At 50.7% G+C, this 2,542-nt stretch carries 3 protein-coding genes; all 3 read right to left on the reverse strand.

What is annotated here, in order from left to right; translation table 11 throughout:
• The coding region (locus ACW4TB_RS27440; RefSeq protein WP_455843128.1) for a hypothetical protein at positions 1 to 191 on the reverse strand (191 nt) is incomplete at its 3' end.
• 90 nt (positions 192 to 281) lie between these two features.
• Positions 282 to 1,067 carry a hypothetical protein gene (locus ACW4TB_RS27445; protein ID WP_080765914.1) on the reverse strand — a complete coding sequence of 262 codons (786 nt, stop codon included), beginning with the start codon at positions 1,065 to 1,067 and terminating at the stop codon, positions 282 to 284.
• 8 nt (positions 1,068 to 1,075) lie between these two features.
• The coding region (locus ACW4TB_RS27450) for an RHS repeat domain-containing protein (RefSeq protein WP_455843129.1) at positions 1,076 to 2,542 on the reverse strand (1,467 nt) is incomplete at its 5' end.

A 2,542-nucleotide genomic window follows, 5' to 3' on the forward strand; every position in this document is an offset into this window, starting at 1 on the left:
TGACGGGCATCACGGTTGAGCTTGGCCATCAGCCGGCCAATGGGGTCGCGCTCGAACAGCGTTTCGCGTTGCGGCTGCTCACCGTTCTCGCCGTAGCCAATTCCGTCCAGCCGGGTCAGATGGCCGCCTGTGTCATAGCTGAAGCGTCGGGTCAGGTTGTCGACCCGCACTTCTTCAATCAGGCGGTCCAATGCGTCATAGGCAAAGCATATAACTAGGCTCTACGAGCAAATAACTGGCCCAGGCAGTACCTTTCGCAAAAATATTGCTCGAAATAAAAATCAAAAACGCTTTTTGACATCCGGTTTTTTCCATGAAATTAGGATACCGGCCTCGCCTAGAGACTTATTTACGTTTTGAAGCTGGTCGGCCTCAACGTACCACAGCCAAGTCGAGGAGGTTAATGGCTCGAGTGATCCTCGCCCGCCACTCTCACCAATCCAATCTCTCAGCACCACCCCCTCAACGTCCGCCTCCAAATGTCGGCTACTTAATATATTAACAGGATAAACCATCCTCAATAAATCCTCCTTATAGCGCTCTCGCCCCTGAAATCTACCAGGCACTTCCCTTTTAAATGCAGATGAATTCTCATACGGATATATCGCCACCATATTATTACCAGCAGCGTAACTAAATGCCTTACTTACTTTTTCGCAATTATAGATAATTCCATAAGGCACTACAACATCAGCACTGATATCTTTAACAAACTTTATCAGGCTCTCTAGCCCCACAGAACCCTCAGAGCATTGGCCATCAAAGTGATAGAAGCTGCCAAAATCATTCGTAGAATAACCAAAGGATGCAAACCATGGGATAGCACCTGATGCCTCGTTGTATATCCTAAACGCAGTAGCTGTACCGTTATTCACTCTCGCCTCAAGTTCGGTCAATTCCACAGCTACAAGATCGTGATCGCCAACATGATCCCCTTCTCTCAAATATGTATAATAACCCGCACCCGTAATAGACAGGTTGATGCAAGCAAAAAAGTGCTTAGCAAATTTAAGGGCCAACTTAGGATTAACGTCTTCAACACCGTATAAAGCCAACGCAACAGACATATACCCACCTATATTCCAGAAATCAAATCATCAAGCAAAGACTTCATGTCAGAAGCACTATATGGATGCTCTAACACCAAAACCTCGCCTTGCTTACTAAGAGGTAAATTACTCATTGCAGTTTCATTACGCGTAGTAAGCGTGGGAAGCTTTCTGCCCATATCCGTCTTAGAGGCAAGTTCGATCGCATGGACCTTTCCGTTCACATCAACAGCCATGACATCTGGATGTCGAGCTGAAACGCCTCGCCCATTTGCGAAGCTATATGAACGATTTAAGTACACATCCGAGAACCTTCCGCTCATAGCCAATTTATTAGCGATCGCTTCTGAAAACTGATCATGCCCAGGGGTTCCGTCTACCTGTCCACGACCATGAATCTTTGTGTTATTAACAACTCGCACTTGACATGGGGCGAGCCCCGTTGGATCAATCCAATAAATCGGATTTACATTGTATCTAAAAAGATTTACACCGCCGCGCAAGTCAATGGGATCTGGACCAATGAATCTACCAACGTCAGGGTCGTAATATCTTAGCGTATTGTAATGAAGCGACGTCTCGCGATCAAAGTACTGGCCCTGGAACCGTAAATTTTGGTCAATCTCGTTGACCGTTAGCTGCTCAATCGCGCCCCACGAACGATACGTCGCCTGCCAAACAATCTTACCCTCGCTATCAGTCAGCTCCAGCGGCGTACCAATCTGGTCAGTATGGAAATAGTAGATCTTCTGCTCATCCCCTTCCGCCTGATCCACCCGCGCCAACGGCGCATAGCTACCCGGCTCATAGAGATACAGAATGCTCTGCCCCGGCGTCTCCTCACGCAACATCCTTAGCCCTTGCCACAGAAAACGCTTCTGCTCCGTGGTGCCGTTAATCTCCGACTGCTTGGCAATCCGCCGCCCCAGGCTGTCATAGCGATAAGCGCCCGTACTTTCCAGCTTGCCGTTGACCAGCGTCTCCGCCCGAACCAGCCGGTTCTCGCAGTCATAGCTGAAGCTCTGCAACTTGCTGTGCCCCGAGCGCTTCTCAATCAAATTGCCCCACGGATCGTAGCGGTACTCCTGATCGCGCCAACGCTTGATGCGGTTGTCCTTCACCTTCTCAAACTGCCGAGCGTTGAAGTCGAGCCTGTTGGCCGCCGGGTCATAGCGGAACTCTTCGCTGCCTACGAGGGAACCAGTATCGCGGCTGTGCAACTGGCCGTTGGCTTCGTACTCGTACTTGATTTCGCCGCGCAGCTTGTCCAGCGTGCGTACCAATTCGCCCGCCGGGTCGTACTGGTAGCGACGGTGAATCGGGTTGTAAGCGTGCTCCACCAGCAGTGAGGTGTTGATGCCGGGCTTCTGCACTTGCGACAGGTTTTCAGCCGGCAGGGTCGAAGCAAACTGCCAAGCCTTGCGCCCCATGGCGTCGTAGCCAAAGCAACTGGTGAGCTTGCCCTGCGTGCGGTACACCTCGCGGTGCAGGTC

This window comes from Lelliottia jeotgali (assembly GCF_977070485.1).

Excerpts from the sequence above, each read along its gene's own strand:
- ACW4TB_RS27445 (WP_080765914.1), bottom strand. The coding sequence starts at position 1,067 with ATGTCTGTTGCGTTGGCTTTATACGGTGTTGAAGACGTTAATCCTAAG.